Genomic DNA, 19,346 nt, shown 5'->3' on the forward strand with positions numbered 1-19,346 from the left:
GGCTGATTGATGAATGTGCATGTCTGTCCGTAGCATCGCACCATGCGGGCCCGTCGCGTCACCATCGTCACCGCCTTGGCCGTACTGCTGAGCGCCCTCGCCGTCACCGCCGCCAGGGCCGCCGACGACCCGGCGCTGACCACGCCCGGTGCCCCGGTGGTCGTCGCCAACGAGGCTCGCCGCCTCACCCTGGCCTGGTCACCGGCGGTGTGGAAGGGCGAACCGGGCGGCCCGGTCACCTACGACGTGCTCTCGCCGGTCGGCCCGAACGCCTACCGGGGGCTGGGCAGCACCCAGGAGCCGACCATCACGCTGACCGACCTCGCTCCCGGCACCGCGTACCGGATCGTGGTGCAGGCGTACGCCATCGGCGGATACTCCGACGCCTCGCCGGTCACGGTGGTGCGTACGGTCGACGGGCGCGCGACCGTCCACTACCGCAACCTGGACTCATCGCCGACGAACAACCAGGCGCAGTTCCAGCTCCGGGTGACCAACACCGGCACCGGGCCACTCAAGCTGGACACGGTGCGGATCCGCTACCACGTGCGCTTCGAGGGTGGGAACACCTCGCTGGTGCCCGAGTGCGACTGGGCGGAGCTGGGTTGCGCGGCCGTCGAGCGTACCGTCCAGTTCTTCCCGCCGCCGGGGCCGCCGCCGGGCCCCAGTCCGACGGTCTACCCGGTGCCGGGCACGCCGGTCCCCGGCTGGGTGGAGGTCACCTTCACCGGCGGAGTGCTGGCCCCGGGCGGTTCGACCGGACCGCTGCAGCTACGCCTGCACCGGACGGACTGGACCGCCATCGACGAGCGCGACGATCCGAGTTGGCAGGGCGTGGCGGGCGGGTGGACCCGCAACGACCGGATCACCCTGGACGTCGACGGGGTGCGCGAGTTCGGCGACCTCTGAGCCCTCGGGCCGGTGCAGGATTGGCGACGGGTCCAGCGGGTACGCGCGACCCAGGGGTGGCCCCCCTGCCGGCGAGTTCGCCCGAGCCGACGGCGGGGCCGGTGCCCGTTTCGACACGGGGGTGGTGACCGGCGATGCCGAAGTTCCTGCTGAGGTCGACCTACACCATCGACGGGATGAAGGGGTTGGCCGCCGACGGCGGCACCCGGCGGGCCGAGGTGGTGCAGGCGATGGTCGAGAACGCCGGCGGACACCTGGAGTCGATGCACTTCGCCTTCGGCGAGGACGACACCTACGTGCTGTGCGACATGCCGGACCATCCCACGGCCGCGTCCGTGGCGATCGCCATCGAGGCGGCCGGCGGCCTGCGCGTACAGGTCGTCCCGGTGCTCACTCCCGCCGAGGTCGACGAGGCGACACACCTCATGACCGACTACTCCCCGCCAGGCGCCTGACGGGAGGTGTCAGGTCAGCCCCGGACCTGGTGTTGGGCCTGGGCGATCAGGTCGGACGGCAGGTCCAGTGCCCAGAGGACGGCGGCGAGGTAGTCCAGGACCCGCCAGTGCTGCTCCTCGGACAGGCCGAGCCGGCACCAGGCACCGCCGGCCGGGCGCCCGGCGACCGGACCACCCAGCGCCGCGGTGAGCTGGGCGGCGAGGTGACCCGCCAGCCGTGGGCGGTCGATCCCGAGCAGGTACGGCGCCAGCTCGGCGTCGGCGGCGACGAGCCGCAGCCAGCGGTTGACCGCCCCGCGTACGCCGGCCGGCCCGAGCCAGTCGAAGGAATGGCGAGGGCAGTTGACCAGCTCCGTCGTCCGCACGTCCACGAATACGGTTGATCGGCGGTGATCAGTTCAGCACGCCCGGTGCAGACCTACCGACCACGCAGGTGGCTCAGCATCGTGTGGTTCGCGGCCCAGCCGTCCGGAAACCTGACCGGCACGTCCAGGTGCACCGGCTCCGTCGACGGGTAGGCGTCCAAGAGTTCACCGATCCCGGCCCGGGCCACCACCACACAGGCGTGCCGGTGCCGGGATGTCAGCACGCAGAGCCGGCCCGACTCCAGATGGAACGCGGTCGCGTCGCGCCGCCCGGAGAGCGGGTGCAGCACGATCGTCACGTCGTACTCGCGGCCCTGGAGCCGGTTGGCGGTGTCCACGGTGACGCCGGCCCCGGCCGCGCCCAGCCGGGCGCGGATCGCCGCGACCTGGTCGCGGTGCGCGGCCCCGACGGCGATCCGGTCCGCGGTGACCGGCGCGCCGGCCGGCGCGTGCTCACTGACCGCTACCGCACCCCGGCGCAGCACCCGCAGGGCCAGCTCCGCGCAGGCCGACGCGGCCTCCCCATCGGTACGCGGGGTGTGCCGGGCCGGCAGTTCGTGCCACGCCCAGCCGGACGCGGCGGCGGTCTCCACCGCCGCGTCGTACGCGTCGCCCGCACCGGGTTCGGTGAACGCCAGTGCCCGGTCGCCCGCGTCGGTGCCGGCCCGGAACCCGGTGAACGGGTAGAACGCCTCCGCCACCACCGGCGCCGCCGACGCCGGCAGCCGCCACGACACCGGCAGCCGGTGCACCGGCAGCTCCGGGTTGTGCCGCAGCAGCACCGCCACCGCCGCCTGCATCGGATCCCAGGTCAGGCCCGTCCAGCGGGCGGTCTCGACGGTGGAGAACGGATCCAGTTGGCCGGGGTCACCCACGAACAGCGCCCGCGCGAACCTGCCGGCCACGCGCAGCAGGGCGTCCGAGCGCATCTGGTACGCCTCGTCGACGATCGCCCAGGGCCAGAGCCCTTCGGTCACCGTGGCCCACTTCGCGGCCGTACCGATGACCACCGCCGGACCGCCCAGGTCGGCGACCTTGGCGGCGACCCGTATGTTGTCGTGGCCCTTCACCCGCTCGGACGGTTGGTAGTCGGCGGCCGACAGCCGGCCGACGCGCAGCTCGGGGGCCTTGCCAGCGAGCCGGTCGATCAAGTCGTCGACCTGCTCGTTGGTCTGCGCGACGATCATCAGCGGCTCGCCGGCGGCGGCCAGCTCGATGGCGGCGCGGACGACCAGGGTGGACTTGCCGGCACCCGGAGGCGAGTCGACGACCACGCCCCGGTGCCGGCCGGAACGCAGGTCGGCCAGAACGGCCGTGATAACCAGCTCCGCCTCGACGGCGGGCGGCACCGCCAGCCCGAGCATCGCCCACCTCCTTGCCGTCGCCCCGACCCTACCGGGACCGACCCGGACGCTGCGGAACACCGTTCTCCGGGCGGATCGACGACGGGTGCGAGGCGCCGTGGTGCACCGCCAGCGCGTCGAGGATCAGGTCGAGGCCGAACTCGAACTGCCCGCCGAAGTGGTATCCCGGCTGCTGGACGTGTTGTGTGGCGAACTCGACCAGATGCGGGTAGTCGCCCGAGGCGAAGCCCTCCATGATCGAGTCCGCGACCGCGTTGGCGGAGTCCGCGCTGTCGAACGGTAGCGATGCCTCCTGGAGCACGAAGCCGAAGACGTAGGCGTCGACGACCGCGTACGCGTGGGCCGTCATCGGTAGCGAGAACCCCCCGGCCCGCAGCACACCCAGCATGGCGTCGTGGTGGCGCAGGGTCGCCGGCCCGGGGTTGGTCCGGGTTTCGACCAGGGCCAACGCCCAGGGATGCCGGGCGAGCACGGTACGCGCGGAAACGGAACGCCGCCGCACCTCGGCCCGCCAGTCGCCACCCACCTCGGGCAGTTCGATCTCCGCGAAGACCCGGTCGACGAGGGCGTCGAGGAGTTCGTCCTTGTTGCGGATGTAGTGGTACAGCGACATCGGTTTGGCGTTCAGCCCGGCGGCCAACGACCGCATGGTCAACGCCCCCAGGCCGTGCGCGTCGGCGATGCCGACCGCGGCCTCCAGCACCCGCTCACGACTCAACTGTCGCGCCTGTTCGCCCACCGTCCGGTTCCCGTCCTCGTGACACTCCGTTGACCGATCTCGCCACCAAGCGTATCGTACTTAGTACCACTTACTTAGTACGAAAGCCTGTGAGGCGAAGATGTCCCTCCGTACGGCCGGCCGATGCGCCGGCGCGTTCATCCTGTTGGCCTTCGTCTCCTACGGCATCGGCAGCGCACTCGCCGGGCAGCTCGCCGGGGCGGCGCTCGTGGTGCTCAACTCCGTCATGGTGGCGGCCATCGGCGTCCTGGCCTTCCGGGCACTGCACCGACGACAACCCGGGACCGCCTGGACCTACCTGGTCGCGCGCGGCGCGGAGGCGTTCCTGCTCACCGCCGGGATCGTCCTGCTGGGCCCGGTCGGTACCGGCGCCGCCGACACCGCGTACCAGCTGGCCATGCTGTCGCTGGGGTTGGGCAGCCTGCCGTTCTGCCTGGCCCTCAAGCGGCAGCGCTGGCTGCCGGGCTGGCTGGCGACCTGGGGCTTCGTCGGGTACGCACTGCTGGCGACGGGCGCAACCGCCGAGTTGATGGGGGCCGAGGTCGGGCTCGTGCTGGCGATCCCGGGCGGCCTGTTCGAGATCGTCTTCGGTCTGTCGCTGCTCGCTCGCGGCTTCGCGCCGTCCACCGCTGTACGGCCGGGTGCCGCGTCGGGCGAGGCGATAGCTCAGGGTGTTCAACCGACCGCGCGGTGATCATGGTCGGTTCGGACCTCGCAGCACATAGGACAGACATGGGTAGAGCGATGACGGAGACGGCCAGGATGGTGCCCTCCTCAGTCTGAAGACGATCTCGCCTCGGCTCACCGATCGCGCCGTGTTGCGGTGTCCAGCGACGAGGACACCGCAACACGGCGCGATCCGGGATGTCGGCCCAGGCCCGCGAGCCCGACCTCAGCGACGGCGCTCCCCCACCCGGTACGTGATCAGGTTCGGGTCGGCCTTGAGCTGCCGTTCGGTGAACTTGATCGTGTCGAAGCCCTTGCCGGAGTAGAGCCGGGTCTGGTCGGCGTACCAGGGCGAGTTCGGGTTGGCCGACTGCGAGTAGGTGAGCAGCTGCCGGCCCGACGGGCCGTCCCGGCCCAGCTCCACCGCCATCAGGAACGACGTGCCGTGCTGCACCTTCCGGTATCCCACTCCGGGTTCCACCCTGTTGATGATCATGTTGAAGACGCCGGCCTCCGGCCAGCCACCGTGGATCGGAATCCGTTCGTCGCCGCGCGGCTCGGTCTGGATGTCACCGAGGCGGGCGTCCAGCGGGATGTCACCGAGCGCCCGGACGGCGTCGGCCAACGCGGTGCGTACCCTCGGGTCGTCGACGGCGAGCCGACGCGGCGTGCTGACCGGCGCCGCCGGGTCGAACGGGTCGGCGAAGCGCAGCCCGCCGGCCCGGGCGAACTCGGTGAACACGTAGCGATCGGCCGGAAGGTGACATCGGACATCCTTCCCGTTTCGTGACTGTCCAGTCTCGACAGACGTTATCCGCCGCCCGGGCACCGGAACATCAGGGATGACCACCAGAAGATCCCTTACGACGCTACGCGCCGCGCCCGGCCTTCCGAGTCCGAAATGATCCCACCGGCACCGGCCCGCGCCTGAACATCCAGCGCGTTCTCGGGGGAAATCGGTTAACCAAAACCGACCGCCGGTCCATCTCGACAGGTCGACTGACCGAGCTCGGATCGAGAGGGTTCCATTGACGTACTCCTATCGAATGCGCAAGTATGACGTCTGACGTCGATGCGTCCGGAGGAATCGATGAACACGAAGAGCAGGATTCGCCGCCTCATGGGCGCAGGAACCTCGTTGACTCTCCTCAGTGCCGCAATCGGAATCATCTCCACCGCGCCGGCGGCGACAGCCGCAACGTCGGGGCCTTGTGACATCTACGCCTCAGGTGGTACGCCCTGCGTGGCCGCGCACAGCACCACCCGGGCGCTCTACGGCGCGTACAACGGCCCGCTCTACCAGGTCCGGCGCTCCTCGGACAACACCACCCGGGACATCGGTGTGCTGAGTGTCGGTGGTTACGCCGACGCCGCCGCCCAGGACTCGTTCTGCGCCAACACGACCTGCCTCATCACGATCATCTACGACCAGTCCGGCCGGAACAACCGCCTCACCCAGGCGCCCCCCGGCCACTTTCCCGGCCCGGCTCCCGGCGGCTGGGACAACCTGGCCGACGCAAAGGCGGCCCCGATCACTATCGGCGGCCAGAAAGCGTACGGGGTCTACATCGCTCCCGGCACCGGCTACCGCAACAACAACACCAACGGCGTCGCAACCGGCGACCAGCCGGAGGGCATCTACGCCGTCGTCGACGGCACGCACTACAACCAGTGGTGCTGCTTCGACTACGGCAACGCGCAGACCGACGGTGTGGCCGACTCTCCCGCCATCATGGAGACCGTCTACTTCGGTGCGAACAAGCAGTGGGGCTACGGGGCCGGGCCCGGCCCCTGGATCATGGCCGACCTGGAGTGGGGACTGTTCTCCGGGGTGAACGCCGGATTCAACAACATCCCCTCCATCAACCACCGCTTCGTGACCGCCATGGTCAAGGGCGAGCCGAACCACTGGGCGATCCGGGGCGGCAACGCGCAATCGGGCGGCCTCACAACCTATTTCGACGGAAGACGCCCCAACGGATACCACCCGATGAAAAAGGAAGGGGCCATCCTGCTCGGCATCGGCGGCGACAACAGCATCACCGGCCGCGGCACCTTCTTCGAGGGTGTGCTGACCTCGGGCTACCCGTCGGAGGCCACCGAGAACGCCGTACAGGCCAACATCACCGCCGCCGGATACGCCCCGGCGGCCGGCGGGAACCCGCAACAGGGCGTCCAACTCGTGGGCGGCCAGTCGGGCCGCTGCGTCGACGTACCCAACGCCAGCACCACCAACGGCACCCAGGTGCAACTGTGGGACTGCGTCAGCAACAGCACCGCCCAACGCTGGACCCACACCGCCGGCCGGCAACTCCAGGTCTACGGCAACAAATGCCTCGACGCCAACGGGGCCGGCACCAGTAACGGCACCCAGGCAATCATCTGGGACTGCCACGGCGGCACCAACCAGCAATGGAACCTCAACGCCAACGGCACCATCACCGGCGTGCAGTCTGGGCTCTGCCTCGACGCGAACGGCGCCGCAACCGCGAACGGCACCAAGCTCATCCTCTGGTCCTGCAACGGCGGCACCAACCAGCGATGGACCCCGCGTAGCTGATCACACAGCAACACCGAGCCGTGGGGAGACGGTGCTGGCGGGCACGCACTGCCACGCCTCGGCAGTCCCAGGCCACGCCAGCCGTCCCGCCCCACGCGGCCGGTGTCCGCGCCGGGCCTGCCGGCTCGTCGCGGAGCACCACCGCGAGGCTCGCGGTCAGGTGCGCGTCGAGCCGGTCCAGGTCCACCCCGATCAGGTACGGCGACAGCTCCGCGCCGCACCCGACCTGCTGGACCTGTGGAGGACGACGAACCGCCCGCCTCTATGGTGGGCTGATGGCATCGGTCAGGCAGGTTCAGATCACCTTCGACTGCGCGAACCCGGAGCACGTCGCCCGGTTCTGGTGCGAGGTGTTGGGGTACGTCGTACCGCCGCCACCGGAGGGGTTCAGCACCTGGGACGAGTTCAGCCGAACCCTGCCCCCCGAGCGTCAGGGTTCGGCGTTCGCATGCATGGATCCCACCGGTGTGGGCCCGCGCCTGTTCTTCCAGCGCGTTCCGGAAGGCAAGGTCGTCAAGAACCGACTGCATCTCGACGTACGGGTCGGCACCGGGCTGGTGGGTGAGGAGCGCGTGGCCGCGCTTGAGGCCGAATGCGCCCGACTGGTCGCGCTCGGCGCGGTACGCGTGCGGCTGCTGCGCGCCGACGGCTACAACGAGTCGTGCCTGGTGATGCAGGACGTCGAGGGCAACGAGTTCTGCCTCGACTGACCGGTGCAGGTGCGCGCTCCGACGACCAGGGTGACCCGCCGCTGCCCACCCTCGCCGGCCGCCTGCTCGACCAGGGCGCGCCCGCAGCTGTACTTCCAGCGGGTGCCCGAGGGGAAACCTGACGAACCAAGAACCGATATCGGGGCTCCCGGGCGGCTGGCCCATGGCCGATCATGCGATGGCATAGCCGGTCAGAACACCTGACAGCCGACCTGAACCGTCAACTTGGCGGAAAGGCGCGCCGAAGGTCATCCGTGAACCCTGCTCGGCAGAGTTGCTGTTGCCCGGCTGACTGCGAGCGGGACGGCGTCGTGCGATCACATGGCCGAGGTCGTCGGACAGGCCATCCGCAGCCCGGTTCAACCGTCGTGGTCGAGGTGGCCGAGGATCCCGGTCAGGTGGGTGACGAGGAAGGTGGCTCCGGTCAGCCTGGTCGCGGGGGTCGCGGCGGCGTAGCCGACGACGGGCATGCCAGCGGCTGTCGCGGCGCGGACGCCGTTGGGGCTGTCCTCGACGACCAGGCAGTCGCGCGGATCGGTGCCGAGTGAGTCCGCGGCATGCAGGAAAAGGTCCGGGGCGGGTTTGCCGATGCCACCGACGTCTTGGGCGCTGAACACCGTCCCGGCCGGCAGCAAGGGACGCAGGCCCGTCTGGTCGAGGGTGAGGTCGATCCAGGCGTGGTCGGAGGAGGATGCCAGGCAGTAGGGGATGCCACGGCGTCGCAGCTCGGCCAGAACGGCGGCGGCGCCCGGTACGGCGTCCAGTCCTTGTTTGAAGGCGGTGAACACCCGTTCGCGACAGCGTTCGGTGAAGTCGGCGGGGAGGGTGCCGCCGTACCGGTCGGCGACGACCGTGTGGACGGTGCGGGCGGCGTTGCCGAGGAAATACCGGTAGGACTCCTCCCGCGTGAAGGGGAAGCCCAGTTCGGTCAGGTATCCGGAAAGTACGCGGTGTGCGGTGGGTTCGCTGTCGACGATGACGCCGTCGTTGTCGAAGATGACCAGCCGGGGTTTCATGGGTGCTCCGTTCGGGTGAACGTCGGGACGAGGGCGACCGCGAGGAAGGCGGCGCCGAGCAGGCAGGTGGCGGTCCAGCCGCCGACCGCGTAGGCGAAGGGTCCGGCGGCCGCGCCGGCGACGCCGCCGAGGGTGTAGCCGGTCATGTAGACCGAGGCCAGGCGGGCGCGGGCGTCGTTGATGCCGTAGACGACGGTCATATTCAGCAGGTGGGTGGCGTTGACGGCGGTGTTCACGGCCAGGAGCCCGATGGCGAGCCAGGCGAGGTGGTGTCCGCCGGCCCACAGGGCGGCGAAGGACACGGTACCGAGGGCCAGCGCCGCCCTGGTGAGCCGAACGGCGCCCACCCGGTCGGCGGCGCGGCCGAGGGGGCGGGCGGCGACCGCTCCGGCGGCGCCGACCAGGGCCAGCCAGCCGATCTGGGCAGGGCCGTACCGGTAGGGAGGTTCGTTGAGGTGGAAGGCGATCGTCGACCAGAACACGCCGAAGGCGGCGAAGGAGCAGGCGCCGACGAGGGCGCGTCGTCGTAGCAGTCGGTGGGTGGCAGCCAGCCGGATGGTGGCCCGCAGTTGGGCCCGGTACGGCAGAGCCAGGTCGGGCGGGGCGGGCGGCATGGTGCGCAGGAGGATGACGGCCAGCAGCAGGGTGACAACCGCCGCCACCGCGAACAACGCCCGCCAGCCGGCGACCTGCGAGACCAGACCCGCGACCGTACGGGACAGCAGCACACCGGTGAGACCCCCGGTGAGCATCGTGCCGATGGCGCCTCCACGTTCATCGGGTCCGGCGAGCGCTGCGGCGTACGGGATGAGGGTGTTGACGACGGCGGCGGCGGTGAGCCCGATGAGCGCCCCGGCCGCCAGGAGCAGGCCGGTGGTGCGGGCGGCGGCGGTCAGGGCCAGGGCCGCGGCGTCGGCGCAGAGCAGGACCGCCAGGAGGGGACGGCGGGGAACGATGTCGCCGAGCGGGACGACGAGGATCAGGGCGAGGGCGTAGCCGAGTTGGCCGACGGCGACCAGGTGGTCGGCGGCGTGCGGGCCGACGGACCGGGACATCTCCGGCAGGAGGGGCTGGCAGTAATAGAGGTTTGCGATCGTCAGCCCGTAGGCCGTCGCGAGCAGCGGGACGGTCCTGCGGGGGACGGTTCGCGCGGGTCGAACCGTGGTCACCCGACGACCCTATGGATGGGATTGGGCCGCCGGTAAGATCCATTCTTGTGGCGGATGAGTGGCCCAATCCAGGGATGGACCTGCACCTGGACCTGGACGCCGCCGAAGGGCTGCGCAGCGGGCTGGAACAGGCGCTGCGGGCGGCGGTGCGATCGGGACGTCTGGCCACCGGGACCCGGCTGCCGGCAACCCGCAGGCTCGCGGAGGATCTGGGGTTGGCGCGGGGCACGGTGCGGGCGGCCTACGACCAGCTAATCGCCGAGGGTTACCTGGCCGCGCGGCAGGGTGCCGGCACGGTGGTGGCGCTGGCTTCGCCGGCCGCGCCGGTGCCCTCGACCGCGCCGGCGGTGGAGCAGCCGCGGCACGATCTGCGTCCCGGCAGCGGGGATGCGTCGGCGTTCCCGGTGGCGGCGTGGCTGGAGTCGGCGCGGCGGGCGCTGGGATCAGCACGGGCTGACAGCTTCGGCTACGGCGATCCGCGGGGCCGCCCGGAACTGCGGGCCGCGCTGGCCGGATACCTGGGACGGGCCCGGGGCGTGTCGGCCCACCCGGACTCGATCGTGATCACCAACGGGTACCTGCAAGGACTGACGCTCCTCGCCGCGATCATCGGGGGGACGTTCGCGATGGAGGACCCGGGCGTCCCGATGCACCGCGAGGCGATCCGGCGCGTCGGCACGCGGGTTGTCCCGCTGCCGGTCGACGACCTCGGCGCCCGGACCGACCTGCTCAGTGGTCGGGGCGTGGACGCGGTGGAGGTCACCCCGGCTCACCAGTGCCCGACCGGCCAGACCCTGCACCCCGAGCGGCGGCGCGCCCTACTGGACTGGGCACGCTCGTCCGGCGGCCTGATCGTCGAGAACGACTACGACGCCGAGTTCCGCTACGACCGCAAGCCCGTCGGCGCGCTGCAGGGCGCCGCCCCCGACCACGTGGCCTACCTGGGCACGACGTCCAAAACGCTCGGCCCGGCGCTGCGCATCGGCTGGATGGTCCTACCGCCCCGCCTGATCACCCCGGTCGCCGACGCCAAACTGCACACCGATCACCACACCGAACACCTCGGCCAACTGACCCTGGCCGACCTGATCACCCGCCACGGCTATGACCGCCACATCCGCATATCCCGCCAGCGCTACCTGCGCCGCCGCGATCAACTCCGCCACCACCTCGCGGGACTTCCGATCACGATGACCGGCATCGCCGCCGGCCTGCACGCCCTGGCCCTCCTCCCCCCGCACGGCCCCACCGAAGCCGACATCCGCACCGCCGCGCACGCCCACGGACTCGCCCTCGGCTACCTCTCCGAACGCAGCGAACTGCCCTCAACCCGCCAGGGCGTCATCATCGGCTACGGCCGTCCCCCCGACCACGCCTACACCTCGGCCCTGGACGCCCTGACCGCGACCTTCGCCGCCTGCTTCGCCCGCTGAGGGCCGAGCTGGCCGGTTCTTGGTTCGCACACCTTGCCCTCAGTCGGCGAAGTGGATGGCGCTGCAACCGCGGGTGGGTGATCGCAGTCTGCGGCCGGCGCTGCGCGCAGCCAACGGTTGTACTGGCCGATGAACAACTCGGGGTATCCGCCAGTATGCAGGAAGACCACGGGTCCCTCTGGAAGCCGTCCACCGGTGGCGTGCGCGAGGAGACTGGCCATCGCCTTAGCGGTGTAGACGGGTTCGAGGAGCAGACCTTCGGTACGTGCGGCCAGTTCCAGGGCGTGACGCCCGGCTGGGGTCGGCTGACCGTAACCGCCGCCAATCTGCTCGCGGTCCAGGCGTACAGGGCCCGTCGGCGTCGGCAGTCCGGCTGTGCGTGCGGCATCGGCGGCCATCCGTGGCACCGCGTCGAGCAGGTCGGGCCGATTACCGGTGTCCACGCCGAGGACCAGCCGGTGGTCGCCAAGGCCGGCGACCAGCCCAGCATGCGTTCCACCGGAGGCGTCCGCCGTTACGACCAGCGCGAGGTCGGGTAGTTGGCGGCGTAGCTCGACGGCGGCGGTGACGTAACCGAGGTCGCCCGCCAGCGACGCACCACCCACCGGGAGCACGTACGGGCGGGAGCCGTCCTGCCGAGCGATATCTGCCGCCTCGGTGATGGCGGCGTTGAGCCCGGCGTAGTCCACGTCACCGGCCCACCGCACCTGCGCGCCAAGCAACTCGCTCAGCAGCAGGTTGCCCTCCCGCGTGCTGGGCTCGGTACCAGTGACCACCGCGACGCAACTCAGCCCCAGCCGGGCAGCCGCAGCCGCGGTCATCCGCACGTGGTTGCTCTGCGCCGCGCCTCCGGTGACCAGGGTGTCCGCGCCAGCGGCGAGTGCCTCCGCTGCGGAGTACTCCAACTTGCGGGCCTTGTTGCCGCCGAGCGCCAGCCCGGTGAGATCGTCCCGTTTGACCCACAGCCGCCCAGGCGGCAGACCCAACTGCTCGCCGAGGCGGTCCATCGGCTGCAGTGGGGTGGGCAGCGCGGCCAGCGCCACCCGCTCAGCCGTCACCTCCATCATGTTCGGGTTCATCACGACTCGCTCCATCCATCGGCCATCGGTAGGTGGCTCCACTATAGTGGAGTTCCGTTATAGTGGAGGAGTGATCTTGAGTCCGTCTGATACCGGCCTCGACATGGCCGCGATTGGCCGCCGACTGCGCGACGAACGCCGCCGGCGGGGCTTCACGCTGGAGGGGTTGGCCACCGCGAGCGGGGTCAGCCGCAGCATGCTGTCGGAGGTGGAGCGCGGCAGTCGGGTCCCGACCGTACTCGTTCTCGATCGCGTCGCCACCGGCCTGGGCACCAGCATCGCCCGGTTGCTCCGCGCGGAAGGGTCCGCCCGCACGGTGGTGTTGCGGCGCGACGAGCAGGACGTGGCCCAGGACGCGTCCGGTTGGGAACGGCGGATCCTCAGCCCAGTGCTTCCCGGCGTGGAGTTCGAGTTCATGCGCACCACCATCGAGGCGGGCGTGGACGCGGGCGTCTTCCCGCCACACGGCGCCGGGACCCGGGAGTACCTGGCGGTGGAGGCGGGCACGTTGCGCTTGTCGCTGGACGGCGACGAGGTGGAGTTGCACGCGGGCGACAGCGTCTTCTACGCCGGGGACTGCCCCCACGGCTTCGTCAATCCGGCCGCCGTGCCATGCGTCTACTACCTGGTGATGGACCTTGCCGGCGGCGCGACTCACGGAGCCAGCCGATGACCGCTCAGGCACCGATCCCCGCAGGCTGGAGTTGGCCCGGCGACGACGTGCGGCAGTTCGGGCACCGGACGGTCGACATCATCGCCGACTACCTGTCCGATCTACCGCGGCGGGCCGTGTTCCAGCCGTACCCCGCCGAGCATGCCCGCGCCCTCGCCACCGAACCGGTCCCGACCCGCGGCGCGCCCGTTGACGCAGTGCTGAAGGACTTCGTCGAGCGGGTCGCACCGTACCCATTCGGTAACGGACATCCCCGCTTCTACGCCTGGGTCAACTCACCACCCCACCCACTCGGGGTATTCGCCGAGGCGCTCGCCGCCGGGATGAACCCAAGCGTGGCCGGCGGCAACCACGCCGCCGTCCACATCGAACACCAGGTTGTGCGCTGGTTCGCCGATCTGGCCGGGTTGGGTGACGAGAGCATGGGCCTGCTGACCAGCGGCGGCTCCATGGCCACGCTGACCGCACTGACCGTGGCCCGCCATCGAGCCGCCCGGCGCGCCGATATCGACGTGCGCGCCGACGGGCTTCAGGGACACGCCCGGCGCTTCCTGCTCTATCTCGGCGCGGAAGGACACGGGTCGGCCCGCAAGGCGGCCGAACTGCTCGGCATCGGCTCGGCCAACATCCGCACCATCGCCTCCGACGACCACCACCGGATGCGCCCGGACGCGCTACGCGACCAGATCGTCCGGGATCGTGCCAACGGCGATATCCCGGTCGCGGTCATGGCCAGCGCCGGTACGGTCAACACCGGCGCGGTCGACCCGCTCGACGCGATCGCCGACGTCTGCGCCGAGCACCGCGTTTGGCTGCATGTCGACGGCTCGTACGGCGCACCCGCTGTGCTGCTGCTCGACGAACACCGCGCGACCAAGACGGCGCTCGCCCGGGTCGACAGCCTCGCCATGGACCCGCACAAGTGGCTCTACGCCCCGGTCGACGCCGGGCTCGTCCTCATCCGCGACCGGCACCTCGCCCGCGACACCTTCAGCCTCGTCCCGCCGTACCTGCGCACCGACGGCGACCCAGACGGGGTGAACGGGCCGGTCTGGTTCAGCGAATACGGCTTCGACCAAACCCGACCGTTCCGCGCCCTCAAGGTGTGGTTGCTGCTCAAACACCTCGGCACCACCGGATATCGAGACCTCATCGCACACGACATCGCCACAGCCGACCGGCTCGCATCCGGCGTCAGGGCCGCGCCCGACCTGCAACTGCTCGCCAACGGGCTCAGCGTCGTGTGCTTCCGCTGCCGCCCCGTCGACTGGGCCGGCGACGACCAGGCCCTCGACGAACTCAACCGCGAGGTGCTGTCCGCGATACAGCTCGGTGGCCGCGCGTTCCTCGCCGGCACCACCGTCAACGGGGTGTTCGCGCTGCGCGCCTGCGTCGTCAACCCAGGCAGCAGCGCGGCGGACGCCGACGCCGTTCTCGCCGAGACCCGCGCAATGCTGTCCCGACTCGCCGGCAGCCCCAACCACGATGACACATCCGGTGCCTAGATCGTGCCTGGTGATGCAGGACGTCGAGGGCAACGAGTTCTGTCTCGACTGACCGGCCACGAACGCGGCACCTTCACCCGGTGACTCTGGCCTGCGGCAGGCGCGGCAGGTGAACGCGGTCGGCGAGGACGCCGGCGGCGAGTAGCCGCAACCGGCTGCCGGCCAGCATCGCCGGCGGCCCGCAGACCAGGACGTCCTGGTCGGGGCGCAGATGGTCGAGGGCGACGGTGAGGGCGTCACCGCACTCGCCGGGCGCGGCGTGCGAATCGTGCGAGAGCGCGGGGACAAGGGTCAACCAGTCGTGCGCGCACTGGAGCCGGTCGAGGCTGACCGCGTCGTACAGCTCGGTGAAGGTACGCGCCCCGACGACCAGGGTGGCGCGCTGCCGCCCGCCCTCGCCGGCCGCCTGCTCGACCAGGGCGCGCAGCGGGGCCAGGCCGGTGTCGCCGGCCACCAGCAGCAGGTCCCGCCCGGTGAGATGCAGGCCGGTGTCGACAGGTCAGCCGAGCTGGAGCAGTTCGCCGGGGCGCACCTCGTGGACGAGGCTGCGGGAGACGGTGCCGGCGGGCACGGCGCGGACGTGCAGTTCGACGGTTTCATCGGGGCGTGGCGCGTTCGCCGGGGAGTACCAGCGCCAGCGGCCGGGGTGGCGTGGCAGGCTGACCGGTACGGCCTGGCCGGGACGCCAGTGCAGCCGCCGCCAGGGGCGGACCGTGACGATGGCGACGCCGTCGCAGGGACGGTCGTGGTCGACGACCTCGGCAAGCCGCCAGGGTGAGTCGTCGCCGGTGGGAAGCGGCTGCCCGGCCAGCACACCAGCTGTCCGACTCGCTGACCCTGACTGTGGGCAATACGTCACAGCATCGCGCTGGCTGCTCACAGTAGCTGGCCCGGCGCTGTGGCCGGGTTTATCCTCGCGGCAGACAGGCGAAGTGACGTTGGAGTATTCGAGCGGCAGTCCCCCACAACTCGCTGCCGGCTGGTTAGGTTGCCCCGGTGACCGAACTCGACCGGGGCCTGTACGAGCACCTGATCACCCACCAGCTCGCCGAACGGCTTCAGCACCTCGACCCTGCCCTGGTCCAGCACGAGAAACTCGACCCGTCCGACTCTCACGACATCCTCGCCCGACACATCGCGGCGCTGGCCCGCCGCGGTGCGGGCAGGTAACGCAGACCAGGCAGTGAACGTGGGGACGCGGCTCGACACGTCGCGGCTGCCGACGGTGTTGGTCGGCCGGCGGGCACAGGTGCATGTCGACCTCGCGGCAGCGGCGATGATGTCGACCGGAGATCGGTCCTTTTCCCTTCTCCACCTGCTCGAAGCCGAGCGGATCGCTGCCGAGGTGGTTCGGGCCAACGTGCAGGCACGGACGCTCCTGCTCGACCTGCTCGCGAGGGAGCGCCGAGGGGCGACGCCAGGGCTGCGGGCCCTTGCCGGTAGGGCAGGGCTGTTGGCATGAATCGCGTGGAGTGCTGGCCCTGGTCGCCTGCGCCGCTCCCCCGGTGTTGCGGATCGGCGAGCTGATCGAACTGCTGCAACAGCACGGTTGGGCGGCGTGCCTCACCGCCGCGCCGACCGCTGCCACCTGGATCGACCGGGAAACGATGGCCCTAGCGGTGACCGAACGTGATGCCTTGACTGGTGACGTTCTCGGGCTGGTGGACGTGAACACGGGCGGTCGGTTCGGCGAGGAAAAACAACGCGGTGTTCGCGCTGCCGTCCGAGGGATTGTGATCCGGACAGCCCGGCCGCACCGGATGCACAAGGTGGCTGAGCTCGGACAGGGGTTCGAGCAGTCGACGCGTCGACCATCCGCGGTGTGATCTACGACACTTGCACGTGCTGTGGATCATGGTAACTTGCGCTCTCGCCGTGAATGCCTTCCGCTTTGGACCGATCAGCTCCGGCGTTCGGGATCGCTTACCGTGACGTCCTTCCCGCCCTTGACGAGTGAGGCGCCGCAGATGATTGACTTATCCACCGCTTTTCGGGGTGGTCGCTGCAGCACTTCTCCGAGGCTGTGGTGATCGAACCGCCGTCCGAGGCGAGACACGCGCGGGTCGCCGTGGCCACGCTGTTCTTCGCCAATGGCGCCTTGTTCGCCAGTTGCGTTCCGCGGTACCCCGAGATGAAGAACAGCATCGGTCTGTCCAACGCCGCCTTCGGCGCTGCCATCGCCGGTTACGCGTTGGGAGCCTTGTTGGTCGGCCTGATCGCCGGCTTTCTGGTCAGCCGCTGGGGGTCGTCCCCGGTGGCGCTCGTCAGCTTCGGCGCCGCCGCGGTGAATCTGGCGCTGGTCGGCCTCGCACCCACCTGGGCAGCGCTGGCAGCCGCGCTTTTCGTCGCAGGAGCATGTGACACCGTTGCTGACGTCGCCAACAACACCCACAGCCTTCGGGTCGAAGCGCTGTACAAGCGCTCCATTCTCAATTCCCTGCACGGCCTCTGGAGTATCGGTGCCGTCGTGGGTGCGATAACGAGTGGCGCCGCTGCGGGCCTCCGGCTGCCCCTGGTGCTGCACTTCGCCATCGTCGGGAGCGTCCTGCTCACCATGGTGGGCATCGCGTATCGGTTCCTGCTGCCCGGCGGCGACACAGTTGAGCGCCCGCCGCAGCATGACGCAGGTGACCATTCCTCTTCGCCGGACGGGCAGACGGTGGGAAGAGCGGTGCAGCGATGGCGCTCGCGCACGGTGTGGACCGTACTGGCACTCGGAATGCTGGCTGCCACCGCTCAGGTCATGGAGGATGCGGGTTCCACCTGGAGCGCCATCTATCTGAGCGGCGAGCTTGGTGCCACCGCTTTCGTGGCAAGTCTCGGATTTGGTGCCCTGCAGGCGTCACAGACGGTGGGAAGGCTTCTCGCGGATCGGCTGGTGGATCGCTTCGGCGACCGCGACGTCGCTCGGTACGGTGCGGCATTGGGCGGCCTCACCATGTTCGGTGCGCTGGCCGTGCCGATGCCCCTGACCACGGTCATCGCCTTCGGGTTGGTCGGCCTGGGCATCGGCACACTGATTCCCGCCGGCATGCGCGCGGCGAATGCCGCTCCCGGTCTGTCCCCGGGTGTCGGCCTCGCCATGGCCGGCACGGTGCTTCGCGTGTCCGGCCTCGTCGCCGCTCCCGTGGTCGGCAGTGTCGCCGACGCCGCCGGCCTCCGGGTAGGGCTTGCCGCCATTCCGGTGGCCGCGCTGGTGGCGGTCATCCTCGCGGGTGGCCTTCCCGGCAAGGTGGCACGTCGATGAGTCCACCGCTTCGCGTCGTGGCCCTATGCGGGGCACCGCCTTCCTGGGTCTCACAATGCGGCTGGGCCGGCGATGCAGAAAACGGGCTGCTGTGACCAAGCAAGGCGAGACGGTCGCTGACCCGACACAGGTGGGCATAGAGGTTGCCACCGGGATGCGCGATCTGCTCAGCTCCATGCTGGCAGAGCCACGTCCGCACGCCACCGTGGGTGCTCATGGCCCGACTGTAGACATCGGCTTTCCGGCTCACTGACCCTGATCGGGGCCGAAGCGACGGATCCGTGCCCTCCTTCCCCGTACCGTGCGTCGTAGCCCGCCACCGGATCCGTCACTGGATCAGCCATGCCGAAACCCTGGTGATGAGTTGACGCGTCCGCATCCGTCACACCTACGACGGGACACGACGAGGCGGAAGGATGACGTGATGAGTGCGGACACGCGGCTGGAGGAGCTGGGCGTGAGCGGGCTGGGCGAGGTCGACGAGTCGGCGTTCTCGGGGCTGGCGCAGCGGCACCGGCGGGAGCTGCACGTGCACTGCTACCGGATGCTCGGGTCGTTCGAGGACGCCGAGGACACCGTGCAGGAGACGTTCCTGCGTGCCTGGCGGCGGCGGGAGACCTTCGAGGGGCGGTCGACGTTCCGGGCCTGGCTGTACCGGATCGCCACCAACGCCTGCCTGGACCTGCTCGCCAAGTGCCGCCCGGCGCCCGCAACCGGCGGCGAGGTGCGGTGGTTGCAGCCCTACCCGGACCGGCTGCTCGACGAGCTGCCCGCGGGCGGCGCGGACGAGCCGGAGACCGTTGCCGTCGCGCGGGAGACAATCGAGCTGGCGTACCTGGTCGCGGTCCAGCACCTCGCGCCGCGCCCGCGGGCCGTGCTGATCCTGCGGGACGTGCTCGGTTGGCCGGCGAAGGACGTCGCGGAGCTCCTCGGGGACTCCGTCAACTCGGTGAACAGCGCGCTGCAGCGGGCCCGCGCCGGCATGCGGGAGCACCTGCCCGCCGAGCGGCAGGACTGGACCGGCGGCGAGGAGGACGCCGGGACGCGCGAGCTGGTGCGCCGCTACGCCGACGCCAGCGTGGCGACGGACGTCAACGGGCTCGCCGCACTGCTGCGGGACGACGTCCGCTGCTCGATGCCGCCCACGCCCGGCCTGTACGTCGGCCGCGACACGGTCGTCAACAGCTGGATCGAGGACGGCTTCGAGAACCTGGAGAACCTGCGCGCCGTCCAAACCGCCGTGAACCGGCAGCCCGCCGTCGCCTTCTACCTCTGGCGGAAGCAGGAGGGCGCGTACCTGCCGCTGACGATCGACGTCCTGCGCGTCACCGGCGGGGCGATCACCGAGATCATCACGTTTCACGACGACCAGTTCCCGCGGCTCGGGCTGCCGCAGCGCCTGCCGGCGGACGGCACGGAGTAGCCCCGGTGTGGGCGACCACGCTGCGCGTACGCC

21 protein-coding genes and 1 pseudogene are annotated in these 19,346 nt (G+C 70.6%); 13 read left to right on the forward strand and 9 right to left on the reverse strand.

What is annotated here, in order from left to right; all coding sequences use genetic code 11:
• The first annotated feature begins 42 nt into the window (after positions 1-42).
• Both E1166_RS05185 and E1166_RS05190 read left to right on the forward strand, forming a co-directional pair.
• Positions 43-909: a cellulose binding domain-containing protein gene (locus E1166_RS05185; protein ID WP_132336255.1), complete on the forward strand. Its 867-nt coding sequence runs from the start codon at positions 43-45 to the stop codon at positions 907-909.
• 134 nt (positions 910-1,043) lie between these two features.
• Positions 1,044-1,364 (forward strand): GYD domain-containing protein, encoded by a 321-nt coding sequence (locus E1166_RS05190; RefSeq protein WP_132261538.1) that lies wholly within the window; start codon positions 1,044-1,046, stop codon positions 1,362-1,364.
• A 14-nt stretch (positions 1,365-1,378) separates the two neighbouring features.
• On the opposite strand, the gene E1166_RS05195 is transcribed toward E1166_RS05190, so the two are convergent.
• From E1166_RS05195 to E1166_RS05205, 3 genes are read right to left on the reverse strand one after another with little or no spacing between them, the layout of a single operon-like run.
• The gene (locus E1166_RS05195) at positions 1,379-1,729 is read right to left on the reverse strand and encodes a globin (protein ID WP_243706049.1); all 351 of its coding nucleotides are present in this window, start codon (positions 1,727-1,729) and stop codon (positions 1,379-1,381) included.
• Positions 1,730-1,782: 53 nt separating this feature from the next.
• Positions 1,783-3,093 carry an AAA family ATPase gene (locus tag E1166_RS05200; RefSeq protein WP_132336257.1) on the reverse strand — a complete coding sequence of 437 codons (1,311 nt, stop codon included), beginning with the start codon at positions 3,091-3,093 and terminating at the stop codon, positions 1,783-1,785.
• 28 nt (positions 3,094-3,121) lie between these two features.
• Positions 3,122-3,832, reverse strand: coding sequence for a TetR/AcrR family transcriptional regulator (locus tag E1166_RS05205; RefSeq protein WP_243710167.1), 711 nt, complete (start codon positions 3,830-3,832; stop codon positions 3,122-3,124).
• 100 nt (positions 3,833-3,932) lie between these two features.
• Between E1166_RS05205 and E1166_RS05210 the strand changes: the two genes are divergently transcribed.
• Positions 3,933-4,526 (forward strand): DUF4386 domain-containing protein, encoded by a 594-nt coding sequence (locus E1166_RS05210; RefSeq protein ID WP_132336259.1) that lies wholly within the window; start codon positions 3,933-3,935, stop codon positions 4,524-4,526.
• 198 nt (positions 4,527-4,724) lie between these two features.
• Here the strand turns inward: E1166_RS05210 and E1166_RS05215 are convergent.
• Positions 4,725-5,243: pseudogene (locus E1166_RS05215) on the reverse strand (penicillin acylase family protein); the annotation flags it as partial.
• A gap of 375 nt (positions 5,244-5,618) precedes the next feature.
• On the opposite strand from E1166_RS05215, the gene E1166_RS05220 reads away from it, so the two are divergent.
• Positions 5,619-7,058 carry an arabinofuranosidase catalytic domain-containing protein gene (locus E1166_RS05220; protein ID WP_279433205.1) on the forward strand — a complete coding sequence of 480 codons (1,440 nt, stop codon included), beginning with the start codon at positions 5,619-5,621 and terminating at the stop codon, positions 7,056-7,058.
• A 275-nt stretch (positions 7,059-7,333) separates the two neighbouring features.
• Positions 7,334-7,768: a VOC family protein gene (locus E1166_RS05225; RefSeq protein ID WP_132336263.1), complete on the forward strand. Its 435-nt coding sequence runs from the start codon at positions 7,334-7,336 to the stop codon at positions 7,766-7,768.
• A gap of 359 nt (positions 7,769-8,127) precedes the next feature.
• On the opposite strand, the gene E1166_RS05230 is transcribed toward E1166_RS05225, so the two are convergent.
• Both E1166_RS05230 and E1166_RS05235 read right to left on the reverse strand, forming a co-directional pair.
• Complete coding sequence (locus E1166_RS05230; protein ID WP_132336265.1) at positions 8,128-8,784, reverse strand: HAD family phosphatase; 657 nt, start codon at positions 8,782-8,784, stop codon at positions 8,128-8,130.
• The gene (locus E1166_RS05235; protein ID WP_132336267.1) at positions 8,781-9,953 is read right to left on the reverse strand and encodes an MFS transporter; all 1,173 of its coding nucleotides are present in this window, start codon (positions 9,951-9,953) and stop codon (positions 8,781-8,783) included. The genes E1166_RS05230 and E1166_RS05235 overlap by 4 nt, the downstream gene beginning before the upstream one ends.
• A 74-nt stretch (positions 9,954-10,027) precedes the next feature.
• On the opposite strand from E1166_RS05235, the gene E1166_RS05240 reads away from it, so the two are divergent.
• Positions 10,028-11,386 carry a PLP-dependent aminotransferase family protein gene (locus E1166_RS05240; protein WP_132336269.1) on the forward strand — a complete coding sequence of 453 codons (1,359 nt, stop codon included), beginning with the start codon at positions 10,028-10,030 and terminating at the stop codon, positions 11,384-11,386.
• Here the strand turns inward: E1166_RS05240 and E1166_RS05245 are convergent.
• A complete protein-coding gene (locus E1166_RS05245) occupies positions 11,329-12,480 on the reverse strand; it encodes a pyridoxal-phosphate dependent enzyme (protein ID WP_243710170.1) in 1,152 nt (383 codons plus the stop codon). The two genes, E1166_RS05240 and E1166_RS05245, sit on opposite strands and share 58 nt — an antisense overlap.
• Positions 12,481-12,541: 61 nt before the next feature.
• Between E1166_RS05245 and E1166_RS05250 the strand changes: the two genes are divergently transcribed.
• Together E1166_RS05250 and E1166_RS05255 are read left to right on the forward strand one after the other, a co-directional pair.
• Positions 12,542-13,138: an XRE family transcriptional regulator gene (locus tag E1166_RS05250; RefSeq protein WP_243710172.1), complete on the forward strand. Its 597-nt coding sequence runs from the start codon at positions 12,542-12,544 to the stop codon at positions 13,136-13,138.
• On the forward strand, positions 13,135-14,643 hold the full coding sequence (locus E1166_RS05255) for an aminotransferase class V-fold PLP-dependent enzyme (RefSeq protein ID WP_165944243.1): 1,509 nt from the start codon (positions 13,135-13,137) through the stop codon (positions 14,641-14,643). The genes E1166_RS05250 and E1166_RS05255 overlap by 4 nt, the downstream gene beginning before the upstream one ends.
• Before the next feature lie 73 nt (positions 14,644-14,716).
• Here the strand turns inward: E1166_RS05255 and E1166_RS31800 are convergent, their stop codons facing one another.
• Together E1166_RS31800 and E1166_RS31805 are read right to left on the reverse strand one after the other, a co-directional pair.
• Entirely contained in the window at positions 14,717-15,097 is a 381-nt protein-coding gene (locus E1166_RS31800; RefSeq protein WP_243710173.1) for a hypothetical protein, read from the reverse strand.
• A 45-nt stretch (positions 15,098-15,142) separates the two neighbouring features.
• Positions 15,143-15,457: an FAD-binding oxidoreductase gene (locus E1166_RS31805; protein ID WP_243710174.1), complete on the reverse strand. Its 315-nt coding sequence runs from the start codon at positions 15,455-15,457 to the stop codon at positions 15,143-15,145.
• 182 nt (positions 15,458-15,639) lie between these two features.
• On the opposite strand from E1166_RS31805, the gene E1166_RS30755 reads away from it, so the two are divergent.
• From E1166_RS30755 to E1166_RS05285, 5 genes are all read left to right on the forward strand, one after another.
• A complete protein-coding gene (locus E1166_RS30755) occupies positions 15,640-15,813 on the forward strand; it encodes a hypothetical protein (protein WP_165944244.1) in 174 nt (57 codons plus the stop codon).
• 19 nt (positions 15,814-15,832) lie between these two features.
• The gene (locus tag E1166_RS05265; protein ID WP_132336273.1) at positions 15,833-16,105 is read left to right on the forward strand and encodes a hypothetical protein; all 273 of its coding nucleotides are present in this window, start codon (positions 15,833-15,835) and stop codon (positions 16,103-16,105) included.
• 10 nt (positions 16,106-16,115) lie between these two features.
• Entirely contained in the window at positions 16,116-16,469 is a 354-nt protein-coding gene (locus E1166_RS05270) for a hypothetical protein (protein ID WP_165944239.1), read from the forward strand.
• Positions 16,470-16,669: 200 nt separating this feature from the next.
• Positions 16,670-17,890 carry an MFS transporter gene (locus E1166_RS05275; RefSeq protein WP_207914011.1) on the forward strand — a complete coding sequence of 407 codons (1,221 nt, stop codon included), beginning with the start codon at positions 16,670-16,672 and terminating at the stop codon, positions 17,888-17,890.
• 424 nt (positions 17,891-18,314) lie between these two features.
• Positions 18,315-19,313: an RNA polymerase subunit sigma-70 gene (locus tag E1166_RS05285; RefSeq protein WP_132336281.1), complete on the forward strand. Its 999-nt coding sequence runs from the start codon at positions 18,315-18,317 to the stop codon at positions 19,311-19,313.
• Positions 19,314-19,346: the final 33 nt, after the last annotated feature.

The sequence above is a fragment of the Micromonospora sp. KC213 genome (assembly GCF_004348325.1).
GTDB lineage: Bacteria > Actinomycetota > Actinomycetes > Mycobacteriales > Micromonosporaceae > Micromonospora.

Coding starts and splice junctions, on each gene's coding strand:
- E1166_RS05185 (WP_132336255.1), top strand. CDS start 43: ATGCGGGCCCGTCGCGTCACCATCGTCACCGCCTTGGCCGTACTGCTG.
- E1166_RS05190 (WP_132261538.1), top strand. CDS start 1,044: ATGCCGAAGTTCCTGCTGAGGTCGACCTACACCATCGACGGGATGAAG.
- E1166_RS05200 (WP_132336257.1), bottom strand. CDS start 3,093: ATGCTCGGGCTGGCGGTGCCGCCCGCCGTCGAGGCGGAGCTGGTTATC.
- E1166_RS05210 (WP_132336259.1), top strand. CDS start 3,933: ATGTCCCTCCGTACGGCCGGCCGATGCGCCGGCGCGTTCATCCTGTTG.
- E1166_RS05220 (WP_279433205.1), top strand. CDS start 5,619: ATGGGCGCAGGAACCTCGTTGACTCTCCTCAGTGCCGCAATCGGAATC.
- E1166_RS05225 (WP_132336263.1), top strand. CDS start 7,334: ATGGCATCGGTCAGGCAGGTTCAGATCACCTTCGACTGCGCGAACCCG.
- E1166_RS05230 (WP_132336265.1), bottom strand. CDS start 8,784: ATGAAACCCCGGCTGGTCATCTTCGACAACGACGGCGTCATCGTCGAC.
- E1166_RS05240 (WP_132336269.1), top strand. CDS start 10,028: ATGGACCTGCACCTGGACCTGGACGCCGCCGAAGGGCTGCGCAGCGGG.
- E1166_RS05245 (WP_243710170.1), bottom strand. CDS start 12,480: ATGGAGCGAGTCGTGATGAACCCGAACATGATGGAGGTGACGGCTGAG.
- E1166_RS05255 (WP_165944243.1), top strand. CDS start 13,135: ATGACCGCTCAGGCACCGATCCCCGCAGGCTGGAGTTGGCCCGGCGAC.
- E1166_RS05285 (WP_132336281.1), top strand. CDS start 18,315: ATGAGTGCGGACACGCGGCTGGAGGAGCTGGGCGTGAGCGGGCTGGGC.